The organism is Paraburkholderia sp. BL27I4N3, from assembly GCF_003386115.1.
In the GTDB taxonomy this organism is placed as follows: Bacteria; Pseudomonadota; Gammaproteobacteria; order Burkholderiales; family Burkholderiaceae; genus Paraburkholderia.
Map to the genome: position 1 here is coordinate 158,344 of NZ_QREJ01000001.1, position 25,622 is coordinate 183,965.

Sequence of the window (25,622 nt, forward strand, 5' to 3'; positions counted from 1 at the left end):
GAATGCCCGGCGGCGCGGCGGCCGCCGGGCAGCAATCAAACGGACATACGCCAGAGCGCAATCACGAGCAGCGTGAAAAACGCGGCAACCAGGTCATCGAACATGATGCCAAAGCCACCTTTCAGACGGCGATCGAAATAGCCGATGGGCGGGGGCTTCACCATGTCGAAAAAGCGGAACACGATGAACGCCCAGAACTGGCCGGTCAGCGTGACCGGCGTGACCATCAGCAGCACCAGCCAGAACGCGATGATTTCGTCCCACACGACCGGCGACGGATCGTCGATGCCGAGCTTCTTCGCGGTGAAGCCGCAAATCGCAATGCCGCCGAAGAAGCCGGCCACGATCAGTACGGCCCACTCGATGACCGTCAGATGGCGGCTGAGAACGGCGAACGAAGCCCACGCGAACAACGTGCCGATCGTGCCTGGCGCAATCGGCGACAAGCCGCTGCCAAACCCAAGCGACAGAATGTGCAGCGGATGCGACAGCATGAAACGCGCCGTGGCGCGACGCGGCTGACGGCCAGGCGGGCGCTGATCGGGCGCGCGCGGGGCCGGGGAGGTCTCGGCGGCGATGAGTTTGTCGGCCGGGCCGAGCGGGGGATCAGTCTGCATGAAAGTGGTCGAAGCCTTGCAACGTCAGAGTGAGCGGCGCGCCGGCGGCGTCGTGCCAGCCGATCGCCGGGCGGTCGGCCGCCGTTTCGAGAGCGCTTATTGTACCGATGCGGGTGAGTTGGATCCCCACCTCGTGGCCGGCCTTGTCGACCGCGGTGCGCGCCGCGACCGGCGCCGTGAAGCACAGCTCGTAGTCGTCGCCGCCGGCGAGCGTGCAGCGTCGCTGGATGTCGGGGGCGAGGCGGCCCAGCGCATCTGAACGCGGCACGGCGTCGACGTCGACCGTGGCCCGCAGGTTCGAGCGTTCCAGAATGTGCAGCAGATCGCCGGCAAGGCCGTCCGAGAGGTCGAGCGCCGCGTGGGCAGTGCCGCGCAACGCCATGCCGAGCGCGACGCGTGGCTCCGGTCGCTCGAGGGCGCGGCGAAACGTCGCAGTGTCGCCGGCATCGGCGGACCATTCGCCGCGCTGTAGGCCGAGGCCGGCGCGCGCGTCGCCGAGCGTGCCCGAGATCCAGATGTCGTCGCCCGGCTGCGCGGCGTCGCGGCGCAGCGCAGCGCGCGGCGGCACGCTGCCGAACACGGTGATGCACAGATTCAGCGGGCCGCCGGTCGTATCGCCGCCGATCAACTCGCATCCGTAGCGTTCGGCCAGCGCGAACAGCCCTTCGCTGAACGCGGCGAGCCAGGCTTCCTCTGCCTTCGGCAAGGAGAACGCCAGCGTGAACGCCTGCGGTTGCGCACCCATCGCGGCGAGGTCCGACAGATTCACGGCGAGCGCCTTGTGACCGAGCGCCTCGGGATCGACATCGGCGAAAAAGTGGCGGCCTTCGACCAGCATGTCCGTCGATATCGCCAGCATTTCGCCGGCGCGCGGCGCGAGCAGCGCGCAGTCGTCGCCGATGCCGAGCGAGCCCGCGGCGGCATCGGATGGCCGGGCAGCGGCGCGGCGGGCAAAGAAACGATCGATCAGCGAAAACTCGGAGAGCATGGTGGCGATGGGTGGACGCGAGGGTGAACGATCAAGTGCCGTGAAGTTCGGCTAACGGCGCGCATTGTACGGAGCGAACGAAGGGTAAACCTTCGATCCGCCCGCAACTCCGATTCGGGTCGCGTTCCGCCCACAGCATGCCACGTCAGCCTTTCGCTATGTTTCAGTCGCGGCAGTTGTACCCGTATTGAAGGAATTGGGCCGGCAATTAGGGCTACAATGCCGTCGAACGTCTATTCTAATCCGCCCTCCGAAGCCCGCCTTATGTCGACTCCCGTCAATAGCAAACTCCGCGAAGCCGCCCTCGATTACCACGAGTTCCCCACCCCCGGGAAGATCGCGATCGCCCCGACCAAGCAGATGATCAACCAGCGCGACCTCGCGCTGGCGTACTCGCCTGGCGTCGCGTTCGCGTGTGAAGAAATCGTCGAAAACCCGTTGAACGCCGCGCGCTTCACCGCGCGCAGCAACCTGGTCGGCGTCGTCACGAACGGCACCGCGGTGCTGGGCCTCGGCAACATCGGGCCGCTCGCCTCGAAGCCGGTCATGGAAGGCAAGGCCGTCCTGTTCAAGAAGTTCGCCGGCATCGACGTGTTCGATATCGAGCTGAACGAGTCCGATCCGCACAAGCTGGTCGACGTGATCGCGGCGCTGGAGCCGACCTTCGGCGGCATCAACCTCGAAGACATCAAGGCGCCGGACTGCTTCATCGTCGAACGCGAATGCCGCAAGCGCATGAAGATTCCGGTGTTCCACGACGACCAGCACGGCACGGCGATCGTCGTGGCGGCGGCCATCACCAACGGTTTGAAGGTGGTCGGCAAGGACATCAAGGAGGTCAAGCTGGTCTCCTCGGGCGCGGGCGCGGCGGCGCTGGCCTGCCTGGATCTGCTGGTCGATATCGGCCTGCCGCTCGAAAACATCACCGTCACCGATCTGGCCGGTGTGGTCTACAAGGGCCGCGTCGAACTGATGGATCCGGACAAGGAGCGCTTCGCGCGTGAAACCGACGCCCGCACGCTCGCTGAAGCGATTGGCGGCGCGGACGTGTTCCTCGGTTTGTCGGCCGGTGGCGTGCTCAAGCAGGACATGGTCAAGCAGATGGCGGACAAGCCGCTGATTCTCGCGCTGGCCAATCCTACGCCGGAAATCCTGCCGGAACTGGCGCTGGAAGTGCGTCCGGACGCCGTGCTGTGCACCGGCCGCACCGACTACCCGAACCAGGTGAACAACGTGCTGGTGTTCCCGTTCCTGTTCCGCGGCGCGCTGGACGCGGGCGCGACGACGGTGACGCGGGAAATGGAAATCGCGGCGGTCAACGCGATCGCCGAACTGGCGCGCCAGGAGCAGAGCGACATCGTCGCGACGGCGTATGGCATTCAGGACCTCTCGTTCGGTCCGGAATACCTGATTCCGAAGCCGTTCGATCCGCGTCTGATCGTCAAGGTCGCACCGGCCGTGGCGAAGGCCGCGATGGACTCGGGCGTTGCCGAGCGTCCGATCGAGGACATGGAAGCCTACGAACAGCATCTGCAGCAGTTCGTGTATCACAGCGGCACGACCATGAAGCCGATTTTCCAGCTCGCGCGTGGCGTCGAGCCGGAGAAAAAGCGCATTGTGTTCGCGGAAGGCGAAGAAGAGCGTGTGCTGCGCGCCATGCAGATCATCGTCGACGAAAAGCTGGCCAAACCGATCCTGATCGGCCGTCCGGCGGTGATCGAGCAGCGTATTGCGCGCTACGGTCTGCGTCTTATCGCAGGGCAGGACTACACGGTCGTCAACACCGACCACGACGAGCGCTATCGCGATTTCTGGCAGGAATATCACAAGATGATGTCGCGCAAGGGCATCAGCGCGCAGATGGCGAAGCTCGAAATGCGCCGCCGCACCACGCTGATCGGCGCGATGCTGGTGGAGAAGGGCGAGGCCGACGGCATGATCTGCGGCACGGTGTCGACCACGCATCGCCACCTGCACTTCATCGATCAGGTGATCGGCAAGAAGGAAGGCGCGAAGGTCTACGCGGCGATGAACGCGCTGGTGCTGCCGAACCGCCAGATTTTCCTGGTCGACACGCACGTGAACGTCGATCCGACGCCAGAGCAACTGGCCGAAATCACGATCATGGCGGCTGAAGAAGTGCGCCGCTTCGGTATCGAGCCGAAGATCGCGCTGCTGTCGCATTCGAACTTCGGCACGAGCAACGCGCCGACCGCACAGAAGATGCGCGACACGCTGGCGATCCTGCGCGAGCGCGCGCCGGACCTGCAAGTGGACGGCGAAATGCACGGCGACATCGCGCTCGACGCGAATCTGCGCCGCGAAGTGATGCCCGACTCGACGCTCGAAGGCGACGCCAATCTGCTGGTGCTGCCGAACATCGACGCGGCCAACATCTCGTACAACCTGCTGAAGACCGCCGCGGGCAACAACATCGCGATTGGTCCGATGCTGCTGGGCGCGGCCAAGCCGGTGCACGTGCTGACGGCTTCGGCAACGGTGCGCCGGATCGTCAACATGACGGCGCTGCTGGTGGCGGATGTGATCGCGGCCCGTTAATCCGCGATCCAGACGAAGCATGGCGCCGGTTTGAAGACCGTGCGCCATGCAAAAAAAAGGCGCGCCCGCAACGGGCACGCCTTAGGGTGAACAGGGGATTGCCACCCAGAAAAAACGGCAAGGCAGACATTCCGCCTCGGAACGCTAATGGGCTCATTGCCCTTGCCTCGGGAATCGAACTATTTGCAGCCTCATGCAAAGCGGCCCGACATCCGCTCCCCACCTGCCTGCTTCCACCACTATTCGCAACATTGAGATAAAGTTTAGCTTGACTAAGCTAAATATTCTGTCAAAAGTCGTCAAAGCCGCGCCGGTGGCCATTTCGCGCCCTATGTGAGGATTTCGCCGGCCCGGCGAGCGTTGATTCCGGGGGCCATTAGCGATACCCTTACGACTTTCATGGTCGTCAAACTCGTGATCTAACAGCGGGGAACCCTGATACATGGCACGCAAGTGGCATCGCATGAAAGGCGTGCTGATCGGTGCTATTACGCTGTGCGTTTTATCCGGCCCCGTGCCTGGCGCGTTTGCGCGCGACTCCACGGCACCTGCCGACGCGAACGCGCAGTTGCAGGGCACCATCGCGCTGGCGCAGTTGCCACGCGAAGCGGTCAATACATTGAACTTGATTGCCGCAGGCGGGCCTTACCCGTATGAGAAGGACGGCATCGTATTCGGCAATCGCGAACGGTTGCTGCCGGCCCATCGGCGCGGCTATTACCACGAATACACCGTTCCCACGCCTCGCTCACGTAATCGCGGGGCGCGTCGCATCGTCTGCGGAGGTCCGCTGAAGCGAACCGACAATTGTTACTACTCGGACGACCACTACACCAGTTTTAATCGTATTGTTGAATGACATCGGGATGAACGGCATGAGCGACAACGTCTACGCGCACGACTCCGGAGTCGCGACGGATCTTTTCGCGGCCGGCGACGGCAATTTGTTCCAACGCGTCATGCGGATGCGAGCCGGCGATCAGGGCCGCGAGAACCAGAGCGAAGCAGGCACTGTGGTTTCATCGAACGAGGAGCCCATGAGTCTTTTCAAGACCGTACGACCCAACATCGTACAGTCGATCCGCGCGTTCCGCGTGCAGGATCTCGCCGACGAGGCCAACCGGCTCGGCCAGCATTTTCTCTATGCGTATTGCGCCAACGCGCAGTCCAAGCAGGAAGTGCTCGAAACCATCGCGACCTCGTTCCTGTTTCCGAAGCATTTCGGCAAGAATTACGACGCGCTCTACGACTGCCTGACCGATCTTGTCCAGAAAGCGGGTACGCAGCCGGGCTTCGTGATCGTGCTCGAACAGTTGCCGGTCGCCCAGAAGTTCGACAAGGAAGGCCGCGAGACGCTGCTGGACGTGTTCCGCGAAGCGGCGGAGTTCTGGGCCGAGCGGAAAGTGGCGTTCCGGGTGTTTTACTCGTTCGCCTGAGTTTTTGCTTGGGCGTTGCCTGTTGAGGCGACACAGCAAAGGCCCGCCAGTTGGCGGGCCTTTGCTTTTGGTGCGAATGCCGAGACCGGCTAGCCGCTCTCAATCGAGACGGCCGAGACGTGGCAGGCAAGCGGCTTACCAGCCGCCCCAGCCGGCCGCCAGCGCGGAGAGAACGGCGATGCCGGCCGTTTCGGTACGCATCACGCGCGGCCCGAGGCCGACGGCGGTAAACCCGTGAGCGGCCGCCGCTGCTTCCTCGGTCGCGGAAAAGCCGCCTTCCGGGCCCACCAGCACAGTCACGCGTCCTTTCGGCGGTTCGGGGGGCAACGCGGAAAAGCTGATGCTGGCGCGCGGTGAGAGCAGAATGCGCAGGTCGCCTTCTTCAGGCGTGCGGGGCATCGAGCCGAGCCAGGTGGCGATCTCGCGCACCGGCATCACTTCCGGCAGGCGATTGCGCCCGCACTGCTCACACGACGCCCGGACGATGCCTTGCCAGTGCGCATGGCGCCGCTGCGCGCGATCGCCGGAAAGACGCACGACGCTGCGCGTGGTGGTTAACGGCACGAAGCTGGACGCACCCAGTTCGACGGCTTTTTCGATCAGCCAGTCCATCTTGTCGCCGCCGGCAATGCCCTGTGCGAGCGTGAGGCGATAGGGCGCCTCGACCTCGATAGCGCGGAATTCGCGGATCTTTACCACGGCCGAGCGCCGTTCGACTTCGACGAGTTCGGCGCTGTATTCGCCGCCTTCGCCATTGAAAAGGACGATCGAATCGCCGGGCTGCAGGCGCAGCACGAGCACATGCCGAACGACGTCATCGGGGAGCGGCATGACGTCCTCGGGCTGGAGAGGCGTACCGACGAAAAAGCGAGGCATCAGAAAAATACTCATTGGTTCACGAAAGGTGGCGAGCGAGCGCCCAGCGGTAGCCGTCCAGATCTTCGACCTGGGCGAAGCGGTCGCCCCAGAACTGATCTTGTGGCTCGCTCAGCGACTTTGCGCCGGCGGCCAGCGCCCGCGCATAGATCGCGTCGACATCGTCGACATAGACATAGAACGATTGCGGTGCGATTGCGCCCGCGCTTTTGGGTGTTTTCGCCGCCGAGCCGAACGCGCCTTCCGGAGCGAACATCACAATCAACTGGCCTTGATAGGTCATCTCGACATGCATGACGACACCGTCGTCCTGGACACTGTCACGCACTTCAAAGCCGAACGCCGCTGTGAAGAACGCGGACGCGGCATGTGCGTCGCGCACCGTCAGATAAGGGGTCAACCAGGGCACACCGGCTGGGCGGGAGGCGGTCATGGGATTCTCCGGATCGATGGGGTTGGCGGGGCACGTGCTGCGAGAGTCCAGGTGGACGTTTGCGTATCGTTATGCCGATAGCGCAGTCCGACGGAACCGTGCATTTTGCCCACGCGTTAGCTTGCTGGCTTTAAGAATTGACCTAGTTTATCTCGCAGTGAGCGGGATGCCGAGAACAGTCCGGCGTGCGTGGCCGCGTCGTAGTGCATCAGGGCGTCGATTCCTCGCGCGGCCAGGCGGTCCGCAAGCGTATCGACGGTGAGGGCGGCGGGGTCGAGCGTGTCGCTGGCGGTTGCCATCATCCACAGCGAACCGTATAGCGGCACGAAAGTGCTCATGGTGCGGACGACGGCGAAGGCCGCGCTCAGGTCGTCGAGCAGGCGCGCGACGCGTTCGGCGTGAAAATAGGGCGACCCGAGGTGCACGGAGAGTGCCGCAGTCGGGCTCATGACGCGCTTGAGCCGCTGGTAGAAGGCTTGAGTGTAAAGACCGGCGGCGGGTGAGTCCGGCGGCGTCAGGTCGAACACGACGAGATCGAACTGCGCCGGAGCGGCTGCCTCGACGTATTGTGCGGCGTCGCCGATTATCAGTTCGACGCGTGGATCGTCGAATGCGCCGCCGTGCACCTCGGGCAAGTGTTCGCGCGTCAGACGTACGACTTGCGCGTCCAACTCCGCCACCACGATCCGTCCGATTCCAGCATGCTTCAGCAGTTGCCGCGCGGCACCGCCGTCGCCGCCGCCCAGCACGAGCGCCGCTTGCGGCGACGGGTGCGCCAGCGCGGCGGGATGCACCATGCACTCGTGGTAGATGAACTCGTCGCCGGTGGAGGTCATCGGACGGCCGTCGAGGGTGAAGAGCCGGCCGAGTTGCGGCGTGTCCCAAACCTCGATCCGCTGATACGGCGAATCGACGCGCACGAGGCGCTTCGCGTGCGGAAATCCGTAGACGGCGTCGGGACTCGGTCGGAACAGCAAGGGAATGCTCACGGATGGCGGGCTCCGTCCGGAGCAAGGTGGGTCGAGGTTGAGCAATTGTAATGGCCGACGCGCGGCGCGGGCTCGGCGGGCTCGGCGGGTGGATCGGGCCGCACGGTCAGACGGCTTTCGGAGCGGGGCGCGGGCAACGTTCTGTTAGAATGTCACGCTTTCAGCCTTGTCCGTTTGCTCTGCCCGTTTCGCGTCTCCTGGCGCCGCACCGTGCGCCAAAGTGAACCGGCATTCGAGCATTCGGGACTCAAGCGCGCACCGCTTTCTGACTCTGTCTCCGGACTCGACATGACGACCCCGTCTCCCGCACCCACTTCCTTGATGGCCAACGCAATCCGCGCGTTGTCCATGGACGCCGTTCAAAAAGCGAATTCCGGCCACCCCGGCATGCCGATGGGCATGGCGGAAATCGGCGTGGCGCTGTGGTCGCGCCATCTGCGCCACAACCCGAAGAACCCGCAGTGGGCCGATCGCGACCGTTTCGTGCTGTCGAACGGCCACGGCTCGATGCTGCTGTATTCGCTGCTGCATCTCACCGGCTACGATCTGCCGATCGACGAGCTGAAGAACTTCCGCCAGATGCATTCCAAGACGCCGGGCCACCCGGAATACGGCATCACGCCGGGCGTCGAGACGACCACCGGCCCGCTCGGCCAGGGTCTGGCGAATGCGGTCGGCATGGCGCTCGCCGAGTCGCTGCTCGCCACCGAATTCAACAAGCCTGACGCGAAGATCGTCGACCACCACACATACGTGTTCGTCGGCGACGGCTGCCTGATGGAAGGCATCTCGCACGAAGCCTGCTCGCTGGCGGGCGTGCTGAAGCTGAACAAGCTGATCGCGTTCTACGACGACAACGGCATCTCGATCGACGGCGAAGTGGTGCACTGGTTCCACGACGACACGCCCAAGCGTTTCGAAGCGTACGGCTGGAACGTGATCCCGAACGTGGTCGGCCACGACGTCGAAGCGGTCGACGCTGCCATCAAGCAAGCCAAGCAATCCGACAAGCCCACGCTGATCTGCTGCAAGACGGTGATCGGCGAAGGCTCGCCGAACAAGGCCGGCAGCCACGATTCGCACGGCGCGGCGCTGGGCGACAAGGAAGTCGCGGCCACACGCGAAAAAATCGGCTGGAAGTGGGAACCGTTCGTGATCCCGCAAGAAGTCTATGCAGCGTGGGACGCGAAAGAAGCCGGCGCGCGCAACGAGTCCGATTGGGACAAGGCGTTTGCCGCGTATGCAGCCAAATATCCGCAGGAAGCCGCGGAATTCAAGCGTCGCGACGCGAAGCAACTGCCCGCCGACTGGAAAGAAAAGGCCAAGGCGATCATCGCCGGCGCGAACGAACGCGCGGAAACCATCGCGACGCGCAAGGCGTCGCAGCAGGCTATCGAAGCTTTGTCGACCGTGCTGCCAGAACTGCTCGGCGGCTCCGCCGACCTGACCGGTTCGAACCTGACCAACTGGAAGGCCGCCAAGCCGGTGCGTGTGAACGCCGAAGGCCAGGCTGCCGGCAACTACGTCAACTACGGCGTGCGCGAATTCGGTATGAGCGCCGCGATCAACGGCATCGCGCTGCATGGCGGCTTCAAGGCGTTCGGCGGCACGTTCCTGACGTTCTCGGATTACAGCCGCAATGCGCTGCGCGTCGCCGCGCTGATGAAAGCGCCGTCGATCTTCGTGTTCACGCACGATTCGATCGGCCTCGGCGAAGACGGCCCGACTCACCAGTCGGTCGAACACGTTGCCAGCTTGCGTCTGATTCCGCACCTGCAAGTGTGGCGTCCGGCTGATACCGTTGAAACTGCGGTGGCGTGGACTCACGCGGTCGAACACCACGGCCCGTCGTGCCTGATCTTCAGCCGTCAGAATCTGCTGTTCTCGGAGCGCACGGACGCGCAGATCGCCAACATCGAGAAGGGCGGTTATGTGCTGCGCGACTGGAATGACGAAATCGTCGCACGCAAGGTCATCCTGATCGCCACCGGTTCGGAAGTCGAACTGGCGCTGAACGCAGTCGAGCCGCTGGCGCGCGAAGGCATCGCGGCGCGTGTCGTGTCCATGCCGTCGACCACCGTGTTCGACAAGCAGGACGCCGAGTACCGTGAGCGCGTGCTGCCGCATGGCGTGCGCCGCGTCGCCATCGAAGCGGGCGTCACGGATTTCTGGCGCAAGTACGTGGGTCTGGAAGGCGGCGTGGTCGGCATCGACACGTTCGGTGAATCGGCCCCGGCTGGCGTGCTGTTCAAGCATTTCGGCTTCACCGTCGAGCACGTGGTGGAGACGGCAAAAGCCGCCCTCGGCTGATCCTGAGCAAGCGTTGCCGCTGGCGTGCGAACGCGCGGCAATGCTGTCAGTCAGACGAACCTGGACGTATTTTTTTAGCCCTCAGGAGATAGACCATGACGATTCGCGTCGCAATCAACGGCTACGGCCGGATCGGCCGCAACACGCTGCGCGCCTTCTATGAAAACGGCAAGAAGCACGATATCGAAATCGTCGCCATCAACGATCTCGGCGATGCCAAGACCAACGCTCACCTGACGCAATACGACACGGCGCACGGCAAGTTCCCGGGTGAAGTGTCGGTGGACGGCGACTACCTTGTTGTCAACGGCGACAAGATCCGCGTGCTGGCCAACCGCAACCCGGCTGAACTGCCGTGGGGCGAGCTGAATGTCGACGTCGTGATGGAATGCACGGGCTTTTTCACGACCAAGGAAAAGGCGAGCGCGCACATCAAGGGCGGCGCGAAGAAGGTGATCATCTCGGCGCCGGGCGGTAAAGACGTCGACGCCACAATCGTCTACGGCGTGAACCACAACGTGCTGAAAGCATCGGACACGGTGATCTCGAACGCATCGTGCACGACGAACTGCCTGGCGCCGCTCGTCAAGCCGCTGAACGACAAGATCGGCTTGGTGAACGGTCTGATGACCACGATCCACGCGTACACGAACGACCAGGTTCTGACGGACGTGTACCACGAAGACCTGCGCCGCGCGCGCTCGGCCACGCACAGCCAGATCCCGACCAAGACCGGCGCGGCTTCGGCGGTCGGCCTGGTGCTGCCGGAACTGAACGGCAAGCTGGACGGCTATGCGATTCGTGTTCCGACGATCAACGTGTCGGTGGTCGACCTGTCGTTCATCGCTGCGCGCGACACGACGGTCGAAGAAGTCAACGCGATCATGAAGGAAGCGTCGGAAGGCTCGCTGAAGGGCATCCTCGGTTACAACGAGGCACCGTTGGTGTCGATCGACTTCAACCACAACCCGGCTTCGTCGACGTTCGACGCGACGCTGACCAAGGTGTCGGGCCGTCTGGTGAAGGTGTCGAGCTGGTACGACAACGAGTGGGGCTTCTCGAACCGCATGCTGGACACGGCTGTGGCGCTGGCCAACGCGAAGTAACTGACGGCGCCTTGCGCGCATTGCGCCCTGCAATGCCGGCTTCGTGCCGGCGGTGGCTGGGCAAAGAAAAACCGCTCTTCGGAGCGGTTTTTTTTCGCCTATGCCTATGCCTGCGGTTGCGTCTGCGTCTGCGGCGTCGGGAAATAGACCCCGGCGCGCTGCGCGGCGTTCGAGATATGCGTCTCGATGGCTTTGCCGGCCGCGGCGGAATCGCGCGCCTTGAGCGCGTCCAGAATCACGCGATGCTCGTTGTACGTGGACAGCACCAGTTCGCGCCGGTAGAACGGCATGCGCTGGCTTTCCTTCATGATTTCCGCACTGCTGCTCAGAATCGATTCGATCGCCGCGTTGCCGGCAATGTTGACGATGCGCATGTGGAAGTCGTAGTCGAGGCGGGCGGCTTCGTCGAGTTCGTCGCAGGCGAGCGCTGTTTGCATGGCCGTGATGTTGTCTTCGAGCCAGGCGAGGTCGGAATCGCTGACCGCCAGCGCCGCCATCCGCGCGATAAAGCCTTCCAGCGCGAAGCGCATCTGATAGGTGTCCGGCAGCGACGGCTGCTCCGCGAAGCGCCACGCATGCGCGGCCGACGCCTGCGCGCTTTCCACGTAGACGCCCTTGCCGGGTCGAATCACCAGCAAACCGAGCGCTTCGAGTGTTGAAAGCGCTTCGCGCAGCGACGCGCGGCTGATCGCAAGTTCTTCGGAAAGTTGACGCTGCGCCGGCAGCAAACTGCCCACCGGATAGACGCCCGCTTCGATCCGTTCGCGGATGGTCGCGATGGCGGCATCGGTAACGGTATGCGGGACGTTTTTCATCGTTGTCTCACTGTGGTGGCGCGGTCTGACCAGCATTGTAGTACGTGCTCTGAACGCTCGTGTGGCTTGCTGCGCGCCACCGCTGATCCGATCCGAAACCGCTCCGGAAACAGCGGGTAAACACCGTTCTATGAATCCTTGACGTCAGTATATCGGCTTCCTACTATTCGAGATAACAGCACTGGTCGGACCAGTCTGAACAGATGTGAATCGCAACCAGGAGGAAGCCGTGTTGAAATTTTTCAATTCGCTGTTTGGGCGCGTCGTCATAGCGCTAGTGGCGGGCATCGTGGTCGGCGCCGTTTTTCCGCATTTCGCTCAATCGCTGCGCCCGCTCGGCGACGGCTTTCTCAAACTGATCAAGATGGTGATCGGGCCCATCGTCTTTTGTGTCGTGGTCAGCGGCATGGCGCATGCCGGCGATTTGCGTAAAGTGGGGCGCGTCGGCCTCAAGGCCGTGATCTACTTCGAGGTGATGACGACGATCGCGCTCGTGATCGGCGCGATCCTCGCGTATGTCACGCGTCCGGGCGTCGGCATGAACATCGATCTGCACTCGCTGGATCCGGCCTCGCTCTCGACCTACACCGAGCACGCGAAGAGCCTCAAGGACACGGCCGGCTTTCTGCTGAAGATCATCCCCGACACGGCGATCAACGCGTTCGCCACCGGCGACATCCTGCAAATCCTCGTGTTTTCGGTGCTGTTCGGATCGGCGCTGTCGCTGCTCGGCAGTAAGGCGCAGCGTGTGAGCAGCCTCATCGACGAACTGTCGCAAGTGTTTTTCCGCGTGATGGGCTTCATCATCAAGCTCGCACCGCTCGGCGTGCTCGGAGCAATCGCGTTCACCACCGGCACATATGGGGTCGAGTCGCTCAAGCAGCTCGGCATGCTGGTGCTTGTGTTCTATGTGAGCTGTTTCGTGTTCGTCGCCGTCGTGCTTGGCGTTGTCATGCGCCTCGCGGGCTTCAGCATTTTCAAGCTGATTCGCTACCTGCGCGAAGAACTGTCGATTGTGCTCGGCACCGCCTCGTCGGACGCCGTGCTGCCGCAGATCATGCGCAAGCTCGAATGGATGGGCGTGAAGGATTCGACTGTCGGGCTCGTCATTCCGACTGGCTACTCGTTCAATCTCGACGGTTTTTCCATCTATCTCACGCTCGCTGTCATCTTCATCGCGCAGGCCACCAACACGCCGCTGTCGGTGCATGACCTGATCGTGGTGGTGCTGGTGTCGCTGGTGACGTCAAAGGGCGCGCACGGCATTCCCGGTTCCGCAATCGTGATTCTGGCCGCCACGTTGTCCGCGATTCCGGCGATCCCCGTGCTCGGCCTCGTGCTGATCCTGCCGGTCGACTGGTTCGTCGGCATTGCCCGCGCGCTGACCAACCTGATCGGCAACTGCGTGGCGACGGTGGTGGTCGCCGTGTGGGAAAACGATATCGACCGGGCACGCGCGCATCGCGTCTTGAATCGCGACGCGGCGTTGCGTTACGTGCCGGCCGGTGAAGATGCCGAACCCGCTGCCGCCGGCGAGCACGCTCCGGCTGTCTGAACCTGAGAAACCGTCATTAGAAACCGCGCGCCCTTGCAGCGCGCTCCCAGCGCCGGCAGATCTGAAGAATGCCGGCTCTCCTTCACTTTTTCGCTGCCTGACCGAGACTAGACGACCATGGCCAATCCGATCCTCGACCCCAACGCTCCTGCCTTCACCCGTCGCTACATGAACCTCGCCGACCCGCGTCTGGGTGCGAAGGCGCTCTTCGCCAGCGACGAATTCTTCGCGCCGAAGGAACGCATGCTGGAGCCGCAGCCGGCGGTGTTCATCCCCGGTAAATACGACGATCACGGCAAATGGATGGACGGCTGGGAAACCCGCCGCAAGCGCACCACCGGCCACGACTACTGCGTGATCCGCCTCGCGCACCCGGGCGTCGTGCATGGCGTCGATCTCGATACGAGCCACTTCACCGGCAACTTCCCGCCGGCCGCGTCCATCGACGCCTGCTACGCGGACGGCGACGTGCCGGCCGATAACGCGGACTGGCAAACCCTCGTGCCGGCCACCACGCTGCAGGGCAATCAACATCATTACGTCGACGTGAACGACGCGCGCGCATTCACCCATCTGCGCGTGAATCTGTATCCGGATGGCGGCCTCGCGCGCCTGCGCGTGTACGGTCAGCCGAAGCGCGATTGGGAGCGCGTGGAGCGCGGCACGCTGCTGGATCTGGCGGCGATCGAGAACGGCGCGTATCTGGTCGCGGCGAACAACCAGCACTTCGGGCCGGCCTCGCAGATGCTGATGCCGGGCCGCGGCGTCAACATGGGCGACGGCTGGGAAACGCGGCGCCGTCGCGAGCCGGGCAACGACTGGGCGATCGTCGCGTTGGCGCGGCCCGGCGTGATCCGCAAGATCGAAGTGGATACGGCGCACTTCAAGGGCAACTTCCCGGACCGTTGTTCGCTGCAAGCCGCGTCGGTGACGGGCGGCACGGACGATTCGCTCGTCACGCAGGCAATGTTCTGGCCGGTGCTGCTCGACGAACAGAAACTGCAGATGGACCACGTGCACGCCTTCACGGACAACCTCGCGTCGCTGGGCCCGGTCACGCACGTTCGTTTCAATATCTTTCCTGACGGCGGCGTGTCGCGCCTGCGCCTATGGGGCGAAATCGCATAGCGGAGTGGCGTCGATGAAGACATTGCAGATGGAACGCCTCACGCGCGCGGCCTTCGCGCCGTTCGGCGACGTGATCGAACTGGACGGCGCGCGGCATTTCGCTATCAACGGCGGTACGACCGAGCGTTATCACGATCTGGCCAGCGTCGACGTGACGGAGCATGGCGGGCGGCCGCTGATCAGCTTGTTCCGCGCACAGCCGCGCGCGCTGCCGGTCGAGATCACGATGATGGAGCGGCATCCGCTCGGCAGCCAGGCTTTCATTCCCTTAACCGCGGGGCGTTATCTGGTGGTCGTCGCGCCGGCCGGCGAGTTCGATCCGGCGCAGATGCGCGCCTTCTGGACTGACGCGTGGCAGGGCGTGAACTACGCGAAAGGCGTCTGGCATCACCCGTTGCTCGCGCTCGATCGGGTGAGCGATTTCGTGGTGGTGGATCGTGGCGGCGAGCAGCCTAATTGCGACGAATTGTCATTGGCAGAGCCGTGGCGGCTCACGTTTGAAGCGAGCGCCGAGTTGGTGGAATAGGGTCGTAAAAAGCCTTCCCGCAGATTCACCGCGCAGATGCAAAAAGACCCGGCCGATTCGCATCCGCCGGGTCTTTTTCTGCCCGCCTGCACCGCGCACCCGGCGCGGCCGGCGCCGCATCAATGCTTGCGATGCGGGCAGTTCTCCTTGGTGCAGGCGCCGTACAGGGCCAGAGCGTGCTCCTGCAGCTTGAAGCCGCGTTCTTTCGCGATGGACTGCTGACGGCTCTCGATTTCCGAGTCGAAAAATTCTTCGACGAGCCCGCAATCGAGGCATACGAGGTGGTCGTGGTGCGACCCTTCGTTCAGTTCGAACACCGCCTTACCCGACTCGAAATTGCTGCGGGAGAGCAGACCCGCCTGCTCGAATTGCGTCAGCACGCGATATACGGTTGCAAGACCGATATCGAGTTCTTCGTGCAGCAGGTTGCGGTACACGTCTTCGGCCGTCAGGTGGCGCACCGGGCTGTGCTGAAAAATCTCAAGGATTTTGAGGCGCGGAAGGGTCGCCTTGAGCCCGATATTCTTGAGATCGGTTGGATTGGTCATGACAAGGGATCCCTAGAGTACAATGCTGGGCTCTCATAGTAATGTGTTTTTGCCGTTCTGGTCATCTTCGATGGAATGAAACTCGCGCGGCTCGTCAGCGGGCCCGCACGGTGAGTGAAATGATTTCAAAATCTCAATTGATCTACCGGGGGAGCCGCATGCGGGGTACCTTGATCGCTGTTGCGACTGTCGCGGTTCTTGCCGGATGTTCCACGTACGACAGCCTGACACAGCGTATTGCCCAAAGCATCACGCCGTACCGCATTACAGTGGTGCAGGGCAATTTCGTCTCGAAAGAAGCGGCTGCACAGATGCAGGTCGGCTTGTCCCGCGCGCAGGTCAAGCAACTGCTCGGCACGCCGCTCCTGACCGACATGTTCCACGCCGATCGCTGGGACTACGTGTTCTATTTCAAGCGCGGCTCGACGAGCGTCGTTCAGCAGCGCGACTTCGTAGTGATGTTCGCGGGCGACCGTGTCGCCAGCTGGTCGGGTGGCGAAGATCTGCCGTCCAACCTTGAACTGCTGGCTGAAATCGACGGCGACAAACTGGGCAAGAAGAAGGCCGCGGCGGCCGTGGCCGCTGGCGCCAGCGAGGCGAGCGCGCCGGTTGCTGCAACCGCGCCGGCCACGCTCGACACCACGCGTTCGCCGACCGTTGCCGGCGCTGCCGCAGCGGGCGTGCCGTCCACCGACGCCAACGCCGAAGCCGCGCAAGCCGCCAATCGTGCGACCAATGCGGTGCAGTTGTCGCCCAATGCGCGTCCGAGCGTGCCGAGCGCGCCGACCGCCAACGGCGGCGGCATCCCGCAACAGAGCCCGACGGCCGCAGGTCAGCCGCAGTTCCAGTTCCACCGTCCGCCGCCGCCGCAAAATCCGGGTACGGACAACAGCAATCCGGTCGGACCGACGGGCCCGCAGAGCAGCAACAGCGGCCCGACGCACAACGCGCCGCTGACCTCTTCTCCGGCTTCGGGAACGGGCGGCTAATCGCGCTGTCCGTGTGTTAAGACAGGCTGTTAAGACAGGCGCTGCGCGCGGGCAACCGCACCGCGCAAAGCGTCCGTCCGGTTCTTCGTTTTTCAGTCATGCGCGGCGCCTGGGTGTGCTGCCCGCCGCCGCTTTTGCCCGCCTTGCCGGGTTTTGCCTTTCGAACCCTCGTAGCCATGAAAATTGCCATTGCTGGCGCATCGGGCCGTATGGGCCGCATGCTCATCGAAACAGTCCTTAACGATTCCGACGCCACGCTGTCCGGCGCGCTCGACCGTGCGGGCTCCCCGCAACTCGGTCAGGACGCCGGCGCGTTTCTGGGCAAACAGACGGGCGTCGTGCTGACCGACGACATCGAGCGCGTGTTCGCTGAATCCGATTACCTGATCGACTTCACGCGCCCTGAAGGCACGCTGATGCATCTCGAGGCGGCCCAGCGTCACAACGTCAAAATGGTGATCGGCACGACCGGCTTCGACAACGAGCAGAAGGCGCAGCTGCGCGGCGCGGCGGACAAGATCGCCATCATGTTCTCGGCGAACATGAGCGTGGGCGTGAACGTCACGCTGAAGCTGCTCGAATTCGCGGCCAAGCATTTCGCGACCGGCTACGACATTGAAATCATCGAGGCGCATCATCGTCACAAGGTCGACGCGCCGTCCGGTACGGCGCTGGTCATGGGCGAGGTGATTGCCAACGCGCTCGGCCGCAATCTCGACGACTGCGCGGTCTACAGCCGCGAAGGCGTGACCGGCGAACGCGACCCGTCCACGATCGGTTTTTCGGCGATTCGCGGCGGCGATATCGTCGGCGACCATACGGTGCTGTTCGCGGGCATCGGCGAGCGCATCGAAATCACGCACAAATCGGCGAGCCGTCTGTCATATGCACAAGGCGCGCTTCGTGCTGTGCGTTTCCTTGAAGGCCACGCAACCGGTTTCTTCGACATGCAGGACGTGCTCGGTCTGCGCTGAGCATCTCCCGAGCGAACTTCAGGGGCATCGCGCGCCGTGTTCGCGCCCCTGAAATCACAACTCCATGGCGAGGTCAGATGGCAGGCAGCAGCGGCATCATCCATTACCTGCAAACCAGCGATGCCATCACGCATGGCGTCGCGTACGTGCTGCTGGCCATGTCGATTGCGAGCTGGTGCTTTCTGATCGTCAAAAGCTGGGTTCTTACGCGCGCCAAGCGCCAGGCCACACGCGCTATTGCGCTCTTCTGGCAGGCGCCTACGTTGTCCGAAGGCGTCGCGGCGTTAAAGCGCGCGGACCGCGAGCGCGTCTTCACGCCGCTTGCCGAGGCGGCGCTGCATGCGTCTGAAGTGGATATTCCGGGCGCACTGCTCGCGCGTGTCGAACGCGGCGAGCGAGTGCTGCGGGCGTTGCGTCAGGCGCTCAACGTGTCGCAGCGGCGGCTCGAATTTGGCCAGGTGCTGCTGGCCTCGGTGGGCAGCACGGCGCCGTTCGTCGGCCTGCTCGGCACCGTGTGGGGCATTTATCACGCGCTCGGCAGCATCGCGGCGAGCGGTCAGGCGCAGATCGAAAACGTCGCCGGGCCGGTCGGCGAAGCGCTCATCATGACCGCCTTCGGCCTTGTGGTGGCGATTCCGGCAGTGCTCGCCTATAACGTGCTCGGGCGTATGGTGCGGCAGTTGTCGGAGGAACTCGACGGCTTCGCGCACGACCTGCACGCCTACGTGTGCGCGCCGGCGGAGCAGGGCCACACGCAGGCGCCGGCGCGGGCCCAGCAGGCTCCAACCCACTAAGCGCGCTCGGGCGGAAGGAGGCGGTATGGCATTCGGCGGACTCGAGAAAAAGCAGACGGCCGCGCCCATGGCCGAGATCAACATGACGCCGCTGATCGACGTCATGCTGGTGCTGCTGGTGATTTTTATCATTACCGCGCCCTTATTCACGCATGCGATCCGGCTCGATTTGCCGAAGGTCGCGGCCGCTCCCGCGCGCCAGACGCCGCAAACCATTTCTCTTTCCATCGACGCCGCCGGCAAGCTCTACTGGGACGGCAGCGTGATCACGCTCGAGCAGATGCGCGCGCGCTTCGCGCAAGCGGGCAAGCAGAGCGATCAGCCGGAGATCCAGTTGCGCGCCGAGCGCTCCACGCGCTACGAGGTGATCGCGCAGGTGATGGGCGCGGCGCAGCAGGCCGGCCTCGAGCGGATCGGTTTCGTGACGGATCCGCCGCCGGCTGCAAAGCCTTAGCGGCGCGGGAATTGGCGGAACGGGCGGCTGATGAGGCCGTCGCGCTTTCCGGATCGCGTGCGAGTTGCTTTCGCCCCGCGCGCCGCAAAATACTTTCCAAGCCAAGCCAAGCCAAGCCAAGCCAAGCCAAGCCAAGCCAAGCCAAGCCAAGCCAAGCCAAGCCAAGCCAAGCCAAGCCAAGCCAAGCCAAGCCAAGCCAAGCCAAGCCAAGCCAAGCCAAGCCAAGCCAAGCCAAGCCAAGCCAAGCCAAGCCAAGCCAAGCCAAGCCAAGCCAAGCCAAGCCAAGCCAAGCCAAGCCAAGCCAAGCCAAGCCAAGCCAAGCCAAGCCAAGCCAAGCCAAGCCAAGCCAAGCCAAGCCAAGCCAAGCCGTCGCATGCAGCACGCCGCGCGGCGGACCCGTCCGCGGACGGTATAATCAGCCCTTTCCCCCGCCGAAGGGGAAACGACGCCAATTCATCCAGCAGAGCACCAAGCGGCCGGTGCGAAAGCACCGACCCAGCGATCCCATCACACCATGCACGAAAAATACGTTCCCTCCGACGTCGAATCCGCCGCGCAAGGGCAATGGCGCGCCATCGACGCGTACAAATCGACGGAAACCACCGACAAGCCCAAGTTCTATTGCGTCTCGATGCTGCCGTACCCGTCGGGCAAGCTGCACATGGGTCACGTGCGCAACTACACGATCAACGACGTGATGTACCGCTATCTGCGGATGAACGGCTACAACGTGCTGATGCCGATGGGTTGGGACGCATTCGGCATGCCGGCGGAAAACGCCGCAATGGCCAACAACGTGCCGCCCGCGAAGTGGACCTACGACAACATCGCTTACATGAAGAAGCAGATGCAGTCCATGGGCCTCGCGATCGACTGGTCGCGCGAAGTCGCCACGTGCAGCCCGGACTACTACAAGTGGAACCAGTGGCTGTTCCTGAAGATGCTGGAAAAGGGGATCGCGTACAAGAAAACCGGCACCGTCAACTGGGATCCGGTCGACCAGACCGTGCTCGCCAACGAGCAGGTGATCGACGGCCGCGGCTGGCGTTCGGGCGCGCTCGTCGAAAAGCGCGAAATCCCGATGTACTACATGCGCATCACGCAGTACGCGGACGAACTGCTGAACGACCTCGAAGGCCTCGGCTGGCCCGAGCGCGTCAAGATCATGCAGCAGAACTGGATCGGCAAGAGCTTCGGCGTGAACTTCGGCTTCCCGTACGAGATCGACGGCGAACAGAAGCTGCTGCGCGTGTTCACCACGCGCGCCGACACGATCATGGGCGTCACCTTCTGCGCGGTCGCCGCCGAGCATCCGCTCGCCACGCGTCTCGCGAAAGACAGGCCGGAACTGCAGGCCTTCATCGAGGAATGCAAGCGCGGCGGCGTCGCTGAAGCCGACGTCGCGACCATGGAAAAGAAGGGCATGGCCACCGGCTTCTACGTCACGCATCCGCTGACGCAGGAACAGATCGAAGTGTGGATCGGCAACTACGTGCTGATGAGCTACGGCGAAGGCGCCGTGATGGGCGTGCCGGCGCACGACGAGCGCGACTTCGCGTTCGTGAAGAAATACGGTCTGCCGATCAAGCAGGTGGTCGCGGTTGAAGGCAAGGAATACTCCACCGATGCCTGGCAGGAATGGTACGGCGAGAAGACCGGCACGCTGATCAACAGCGGCAAGTACGACGGCCTTGGCTATGAAGCAGCGGTCGACCAGATCGCCGCGGACCTGAAAGAACTCGGCCTCGGCGACAAACAGATCACGTGGCGTCTGCGTGACTGGGGCGTGTCGCGCCAGCGTTACTGGGGCACGCCGATTCCGATCATCCACTGCCCGACGTGCGGCGACGTGCCGGTGCCGGAAAAAGATCTGCCGGTGGTGCTACCGGAAGACCTCGTGCCGGACGGCACGGGCAATCCGCTCGCCAAGTCGGAAGCGTTTGTGAACTGCACCTGCCCGACCTGCGGCGGCGCGGCCAAACGCGAAACCGACACGATGGACACGTTCGTCGATTCGTCGTGGTACTTCTACCGCTACGCGTCGCCGGATGCGAAGACCATGGTCGACGAGCGCACCGACTACTGGGCGCCGATGGATCAGTACATCGGCGGGATCGAACACGCGATTCTTCACCTCTTGTATTCGCGCTTCTGGGCGAAGGTGATGCGCGACATGGGCCTCGTCAAATTCAGCGAGCCGGCCAGGAACCTGCTCACGCAGGGCATGGTGCTCAACGAAACGTATTACCGCGAGAACGAAGCGGGCAAGAAGACCTGGTACAACCCGGCCGACGTGACCGTTTCGTTCGACGACAAGGGCCGCCCGGTCGGCGCCGTCCTGAATGAGGACGGTCAGCCGGTGGTGCTCGGCGGCGTCGAGAAAATGTCGAAGTCGAAGAACAACGGCGTCGATCCGCAATTGCTGATCGATCAGCATGGCGCGGACACCGCGCGTCTGTTCGTGATGTTCGCCGCACCGCCCGAGCAGTCGCTCGAATGGTCCGGCTCGGGTGTGGAAGGCGCGAGCCGCTTCCTGCGCCGCGTGTGGAGCTTCAGTCAGGCGAATGAAGCCGCATTGCGCGAAGGCGGCACGTTCGACGCCGCCCAACTTAGCGATGTCGAAAAGACGCTGCGCCGCGAGATCTACAGCGTGCTCAAGCAGGCCGACTTCGACTACCAGCGTCTGCAGTACAACACGGTGGTGTCGGCCGCCATGAAGATGCTCAACGCGCTCGACAGCGCGAAGGGCGCCCGGCCGGCCGTGCTGCGCGAAACGTGCAGCGTGATGCTGCGCGTGCTGTATCCGGTCGTGCCGCACCTTACGTTCCAGTTGTGGCAGGAACTCGGTTACGCCGACGAACTCGGCTCGCTGCTCGACGCGCCGTGGCCGAAGGTCGACGAACAAGCGCTGGAGCAGTCCGAGATCGAACTCGTGCTGCAGGTGAACGGCAAGGTGCGCGGCGCGATCACGGTGGCGAAAGACGCCTCGCGCGAATCGATCGAACAGCTCGCGGCCGCGCATGACATGGTTGCGAAGTTCAGCGAAGGCAAGGCGCCGAAGAAGATCGTCGTGGTGCCGGGACGCCTCGTGAACGTGGTCGTGTGAGCATCGACGAAGACATGACAGCAGGCAGGACGCCGCCGCGCATGGCGGCGCTTGTCCGCGCTGCGGAATCTACTGCGAACCAGGAGCCAATGTGACTCGCAGATCGTTTTTGACGCTGGCTTGCAGCGTATTGATGTTGACCGCTTGCGGCTTCCAGTTGCGCGGCCAGCAGGACTACGCATTCAAACGCCTCTATATCGCCGGCGGTTCCGCGGCGGCGGGCGCGCGTCTCGCGCGTATCGTGGAAGGCGGCAGCGACACGGTGGTGGTCACGTCGGTCGCGAATGCCGACGCCACGTTGCAGATCACCGAAGGTCGCGGCATCGGCACGCTGACGCTGAACTCGCTGGGTGTGGTCGAAGAGTATCAATTGAATCTCAACATGAACTATTCGCTGACGGCCAAGGACGGCACGCTGCTGATTCCGCCGAGCGTGATCGCGCTGAACCGCGCAATGACCTATAGCGATCAGTTCTCGCAAGCGAAAGCCTCCGAAAGCAACATTCTCTTCGACGACATGGAAAGAGACGCGATCGACCAGCTCACGCGCCGTCTGGCCGTCGTGCGCTCAATGCATCCGGCGCCGGGCGAGGAAGTGCCCTCGGTTGCGCCGCGCGCGCCGTTGCCGCCGCCGCCGCTGTGAGTCGCACCATTCGTTCGAATTGCCGTCTTTGTTCAACCTCGCCGATCGGTAGCCATGCAACTGCGACTTGACGCGCTCGAAGCGCATCTCGCCAAAGGACTCGCCGGACTGTACGTTGTGTACGGCGACGAGCACCTGCTCGCGCAGGAAGCGTGCGACCGCATTCGCGCCACGGCGCGCGCGGCCGGCTTTACCGACCGCTCGGTGTTCACCGTGGAGCGCGGCTTCGACTGGAGTTCGTTGCTGGGCGCGAGCCAGTCGATGTCGCTGTTCGGCGACCGCCAACTGGTCGAGTTGCGCATTCCGTCCGGCAAGCCCGGCAAGGAAGGCGCGGAAGCGCTGAAAGCGCTCGCCGCTGCCGTCAATGACGACGTGCTCACCATGATCACGCTGCCGCGGCTCGACGCGGCCACGCAGAAGTCGGCGTGGTTTACGGCTTTGTCCGAGGCGGGTGTCGCGTTGAAAATCGATCCGGTCGAGCGCGCGCAGTTGCCGAATTGGGTTGGGCAGCGGCTTGCAGCGCAGGGTCAGCGGGTTGCCGCAGGCGAAGAAGGGCGGCGCGCGCTCGCGTTTATCGCCGAGCGCGTGGAAGGTAATCTGCTCGCCGCGCATCAGGAAATTCAGAAACTCGGGCTGCTGTATCCGGCGGGTTCGTTGAGCTTCGAACAGGTTCAGGACGCCGTGCTCAACGTCGCCCGTTACGATGTTTTCAAGCTGAACGAAGCGATGCTGGCGGGCGACGTCGGCCGGTTGTCGCGCATGCTCGACGGCTTGCGTGGCGAAGGCGAGGCCGCAGTGCTGGTGCTGTGGGCGGTGGTCGAAGAAGTACGCACGCTGCTGCGCATCAAGCGCGGCGCGGCGGCCGGCAAGCCGCTGGCGGTGCTGGTGCGCGAGAACCGCGTGTGGGGTCCGCGTGAACGGTTGATCGGGCCCGCGCTGTCGCGTGTCACTGAAGGCGCGCTGGAAAAGGCGCTCGCGCTGGCAGCCAGGCTCGACCGGCAGGTGAAGGGGTTGTCGGGCGGAACGCCAGGCAATCATCGCAACGATCCGCCGCCTGATCCGTGGGACGGCCTGTTCGAACTCGCCATGACGGTGGCCGCGCCAAAAACGTCGGCCGTGCCGCCGGCGCGACCTCGCAGCTCGGCGGCGGCGTCGGCGCGGCGGCCGGTCTGAGGGCTGGCGTGGGAGCTGGCCTTGCGGCCGGCTGGTTCTGAAAACCGCACCGCTCGCGCCAATGTTCGCGGACCGCTAGCCTGTCGCGCTTTCGTCGTTTTCGTCGCATGAAGGCCTGGCCAATCGGCTAACGCGCTTCACCGCGGTAAGCAAAGCGGCCTGGCCCGACTTACAATCGTTTGATCTTTCGCTAATTCTGCCTGTCCGCTGCACCTCGGCGCGCGCGGCACTACGAGACTCACCATGGATATCGACCAGTACATGACCGACCTCGGTCGCCGCGCCCGCCGGGCATCGCGGGCGATGGCGCGGGCGTCGACGGCGGCGAAGAACGCTGCGCTTGCCGCTGTCGCCGAGGCGATCGAGCGCGACGCCGCGTTGCTGAAAGAAGCCAATGCGCGCGATCTCGCGCGGGCTCGCGACAAAGGTCACGACGCCGCGTTTATCGACCGCTTGACGCTCTCGGACAAAGCGCTCAAAACGATGGTGGAAGGCTTGCGGCAGGTTGCCGCGTTGGCCGATCCGATCGGCGAGATCAGCAATCTGAAGTTTCGGCCAAGCGGCATTCAGGTTGGACAGATGCGCGTGCCACTCGGCGTGATCGGCATCATCTACGAATCGCGGCCGAACGTGACCATCGACGCCGCGGCGCTGTGCCTGAAGTCCGGCAACGCGACAATTCTGCGCGGCGGTTCAGAAGCGCTCGAATGCAACACGGCGCTGGCGAAACTGATCGGCGAAGGGCTGGAAAGGGCGGGCCTGCCGCAGGAAGCCGTGCAGGTGGTCGCAACGTCGGACCGCGCCGCGGTCGGCAAGCTGATCACCATGACGGAATATGTCGACGTAATCGTGCCGCGCGGCGGCAAGAGTTTGATCGCGCGCCTGATGGAAGAAGGCCGCGTGCCGATGATCAAGCACCTCGACGGCATTTGCCACGTGTATGTCGACGGCCGCGCGGATATTCCGAAGGCGCTCACCGTCTGCGACAACGCAAAGACGCACCGCTACGGCACCTGCAACACGATGGAAACGCTACTGGTCGCGCGCGGCATCGCGGCTGAAGTGCTGCCGGCGCTCGGCAGGTTGTATCGCGAAAAAGAGGTAGAACTGCGCGTGGATGCGGCTGCGCGCAAGGTGCTCGAAGACGCGGGCGTGGCGCCTCTGGTCGACGCGACGGAAGAAGACTGGCGCACCGAATATCTCGCGCCGGTGCTGGCGATCAAGGTCGTGGACGGGATCGATGAGGCAATCGGGCACATCAACGAGTTTGGCTCGCATCACACGGATGCGATCGTCACCGAAGACCACGACCGCGCAATGCGCTTTCTGCGCGAAGTGGATTCGGCGAGTGTGATGGTCAACGCGTCGACGCGTTTTGCCGATGGTTTTGAGTTCGGACTGGGCGCGGAAATCGGCATTTCCAACGACAAACTGCACGCGCGTGGTCCGGTGGGACTGGAAGGGCTGACGTCGCTCAAGTATGTCGTGCTTGGGCACGGTGAAGGGCGCCAATAACGCGGACGCGGTGGGCAGCGTGGCTGTGAAATGCGGCCACGCGTGACCGTTTCTCGCTGCATCCTGTCATTGCCGCGATCCTCGATCG

23 protein-coding genes are annotated in these 25,622 nt (G+C 63.7%); 16 read left to right on the plus strand and 7 right to left on the minus strand.

The features are described 5' to 3' along the window. Positions 1–35: 35 nt before the first annotated feature. Both B0G71_RS00735 and thiL read right to left on the minus strand, forming a co-directional pair. The gene (locus tag B0G71_RS00735) at positions 36–617 is read right to left on the minus strand and encodes a phosphatidylglycerophosphatase A (RefSeq protein WP_181916698.1); all 582 of its coding nucleotides are present in this window, start codon (positions 615–617) and stop codon (positions 36–38) included. Continuing rightward, positions 607–1,605 carry a thiamine-phosphate kinase gene (thiL, locus tag B0G71_RS00740; protein ID WP_116139106.1) on the minus strand — a complete coding sequence of 333 codons (999 nt, stop codon included), beginning with the start codon at positions 1,603–1,605 and terminating at the stop codon, positions 607–609. Before thiL ends, B0G71_RS00735 begins: the two co-directional genes overlap by 11 nt. A 219-nt stretch (positions 1,606–1,824) precedes the next feature. On the opposite strand from thiL, the gene B0G71_RS00745 reads away from it, so the two are divergent. From B0G71_RS00745 to B0G71_RS00755, 3 genes are all read left to right on the plus strand, one after another. Continuing rightward, a complete protein-coding gene (locus tag B0G71_RS00745) occupies positions 1,825–4,164 on the plus strand; it encodes an NADP-dependent malic enzyme (RefSeq protein WP_012434352.1) in 2,340 nt (779 codons plus the stop codon). Positions 4,165–4,606: 442 nt separating this feature from the next. Then, positions 4,607–5,023: a ribonuclease gene (locus B0G71_RS00750; protein WP_116139108.1), complete on the plus strand. Its 417-nt coding sequence runs from the start codon at positions 4,607–4,609 to the stop codon at positions 5,021–5,023. Between the two features lie 16 nt (positions 5,024–5,039). Then, positions 5,040–5,600 carry a barstar family protein gene (locus tag B0G71_RS00755; protein ID WP_106285246.1) on the plus strand — a complete coding sequence of 187 codons (561 nt, stop codon included), beginning with the start codon at positions 5,040–5,042 and terminating at the stop codon, positions 5,598–5,600. Positions 5,601–5,735: 135 nt separating this feature from the next. Here the strand turns inward: B0G71_RS00755 and B0G71_RS00760 are convergent, their stop codons facing one another. From B0G71_RS00760 to speE, 3 genes are all read right to left on the minus strand, one after another. Further along, entirely contained in the window at positions 5,736–6,476 is a 741-nt protein-coding gene (locus tag B0G71_RS00760) for a 16S rRNA (uracil(1498)-N(3))-methyltransferase (RefSeq protein WP_116148248.1), read from the minus strand. A 19-nt stretch (positions 6,477–6,495) separates the two neighbouring features. Beyond that, on the minus strand, positions 6,496–6,909 hold the full coding sequence (locus B0G71_RS00765; RefSeq protein WP_106285247.1) for a glyoxalase/bleomycin resistance/extradiol dioxygenase family protein: 414 nt from the start codon (positions 6,907–6,909) through the stop codon (positions 6,496–6,498). A 116-nt stretch (positions 6,910–7,025) separates the two neighbouring features. Beyond that, the gene (gene speE, locus B0G71_RS00770; protein WP_116139110.1) at positions 7,026–7,898 is read right to left on the minus strand and encodes a polyamine aminopropyltransferase; all 873 of its coding nucleotides are present in this window, start codon (positions 7,896–7,898) and stop codon (positions 7,026–7,028) included. Positions 7,899–8,186: 288 nt separating this feature from the next. Between speE and tkt the strand changes: the two genes are divergently transcribed. Together tkt and gap are read left to right on the plus strand one after the other, a co-directional pair. Continuing rightward, on the plus strand, positions 8,187–10,208 hold the full coding sequence (gene tkt, locus B0G71_RS00775; protein ID WP_116139112.1) for a transketolase: 2,022 nt from the start codon (positions 8,187–8,189) through the stop codon (positions 10,206–10,208). Positions 10,209–10,303: 95 nt separating this feature from the next. Next, positions 10,304–11,314, plus strand: a complete 1,011-nt coding sequence (gene gap / locus B0G71_RS00780) for a type I glyceraldehyde-3-phosphate dehydrogenase (RefSeq protein ID WP_106285226.1) — start codon at positions 10,304–10,306, stop codon at positions 11,312–11,314. A 104-nt stretch (positions 11,315–11,418) separates the two neighbouring features. Here gap and B0G71_RS00785 read toward each other — a convergent pair whose 3' ends face one another. After that, positions 11,419–12,129: a FadR/GntR family transcriptional regulator gene (locus B0G71_RS00785; protein WP_116139114.1), complete on the minus strand. Its 711-nt coding sequence runs from the start codon at positions 12,127–12,129 to the stop codon at positions 11,419–11,421. Between the two features lie 229 nt (positions 12,130–12,358). Between B0G71_RS00785 and B0G71_RS00790 the strand changes: the two genes are divergently transcribed. From B0G71_RS00790 to B0G71_RS00800, 3 genes are all read left to right on the plus strand, one after another. Continuing rightward, positions 12,359–13,684, plus strand: coding sequence for a C4-dicarboxylate transporter DctA (locus tag B0G71_RS00790; RefSeq protein WP_116119645.1), 1,326 nt, complete (start codon positions 12,359–12,361; stop codon positions 13,682–13,684). Between the two features lie 117 nt (positions 13,685–13,801). Next, the gene (gene alc / locus B0G71_RS00795; protein WP_116139116.1) at positions 13,802–14,812 is read left to right on the plus strand and encodes an allantoicase; all 1,011 of its coding nucleotides are present in this window, start codon (positions 13,802–13,804) and stop codon (positions 14,810–14,812) included. Positions 14,813–14,825: 13 nt separating this feature from the next. Continuing rightward, entirely contained in the window at positions 14,826–15,338 is a 513-nt protein-coding gene (locus B0G71_RS00800) for an ureidoglycolate lyase (protein WP_181916699.1), read from the plus strand. A gap of 119 nt (positions 15,339–15,457) precedes the next feature. Here B0G71_RS00800 and fur read toward each other — a convergent pair whose 3' ends face one another. Continuing rightward, positions 15,458–15,886: a ferric iron uptake transcriptional regulator gene (gene fur / locus B0G71_RS00805; RefSeq protein ID WP_012434340.1), complete on the minus strand. Its 429-nt coding sequence runs from the start codon at positions 15,884–15,886 to the stop codon at positions 15,458–15,460. 158 nt (positions 15,887–16,044) lie between these two features. On the opposite strand from fur, the gene B0G71_RS00810 reads away from it, so the two are divergent. The 8 genes from B0G71_RS00810 (at position 16,045) to B0G71_RS00850 (ending at position 25,534) form a co-directional block, all read left to right on the plus strand. Beyond that, positions 16,045–16,875, plus strand: a complete 831-nt coding sequence (locus tag B0G71_RS00810; RefSeq protein WP_106285230.1) for an outer membrane protein assembly factor BamE — start codon at positions 16,045–16,047, stop codon at positions 16,873–16,875. 176 nt (positions 16,876–17,051) lie between these two features. Further along, entirely contained in the window at positions 17,052–17,849 is a 798-nt protein-coding gene (gene dapB / locus B0G71_RS00815) for a 4-hydroxy-tetrahydrodipicolinate reductase (protein ID WP_116139120.1), read from the plus strand. Between the two features lie 77 nt (positions 17,850–17,926). Continuing rightward, a complete protein-coding gene (locus tag B0G71_RS00820) occupies positions 17,927–18,643 on the plus strand; it encodes a MotA/TolQ/ExbB proton channel family protein (RefSeq protein WP_116139122.1) in 717 nt (238 codons plus the stop codon). A 25-nt stretch (positions 18,644–18,668) separates the two neighbouring features. Continuing rightward, positions 18,669–19,097, plus strand: a complete 429-nt coding sequence (locus tag B0G71_RS00825; RefSeq protein WP_116139124.1) for a biopolymer transporter ExbD — start codon at positions 18,669–18,671, stop codon at positions 19,095–19,097. 514 nt (positions 19,098–19,611) lie between these two features. Continuing rightward, on the plus strand, positions 19,612–22,203 hold the full coding sequence (gene leuS, locus B0G71_RS00835) for a leucine--tRNA ligase (protein ID WP_116139128.1): 2,592 nt from the start codon (positions 19,612–19,614) through the stop codon (positions 22,201–22,203). 91 nt (positions 22,204–22,294) lie between these two features. After that, positions 22,295–22,846, plus strand: coding sequence for an LPS assembly lipoprotein LptE (lptE, locus tag B0G71_RS00840; protein ID WP_116118291.1), 552 nt, complete (start codon positions 22,295–22,297; stop codon positions 22,844–22,846). 54 nt (positions 22,847–22,900) lie between these two features. Beyond that, positions 22,901–24,019 carry a DNA polymerase III subunit delta gene (holA, locus tag B0G71_RS00845; RefSeq protein ID WP_116118290.1) on the plus strand — a complete coding sequence of 373 codons (1,119 nt, stop codon included), beginning with the start codon at positions 22,901–22,903 and terminating at the stop codon, positions 24,017–24,019. A 243-nt stretch (positions 24,020–24,262) separates the two neighbouring features. Beyond that, complete coding sequence (locus tag B0G71_RS00850; RefSeq protein WP_116139130.1) at positions 24,263–25,534, plus strand: glutamate-5-semialdehyde dehydrogenase; 1,272 nt, start codon at positions 24,263–24,265, stop codon at positions 25,532–25,534. Positions 25,535–25,622 lie beyond the last annotated feature (88 nt).